General features: G+C 52.9%; 1 protein-coding gene. It reads left to right on the plus strand.

The window, feature by feature from the left end:
* The coding region (locus tag ACLI09_RS18140) for a hypothetical protein (RefSeq protein ID WP_411421052.1) at nt 1-204 on the plus strand (204 nt) is incomplete at both ends.

Consider the following 204-nt stretch of genomic DNA (forward strand, 5'->3'; position numbering starts at 1 on the left):
ACCGCTACCGGTACGGCATTGAAATGGTATACCACCTTAACCGGTGGTTCGGCGCTTGCCTCAGCCACTGCGCTTGCAACGGGTACTTATTATGTATCGCAAACACTTAACAGCTGTGAGAGTACACGCACTCCCGTAGCTGTAACCATTAATACCACCGCTGCGCCAACGGCATCAGCACAGGCGTTTTGTAACAGTGCCACG

Origin of the sequence: Flavobacterium sp. RHBU_24, assembly GCF_046613695.1 — a bacterium.
Lineage (GTDB): Bacteria > Bacteroidota > Bacteroidia > Flavobacteriales > Flavobacteriaceae > Flavobacterium.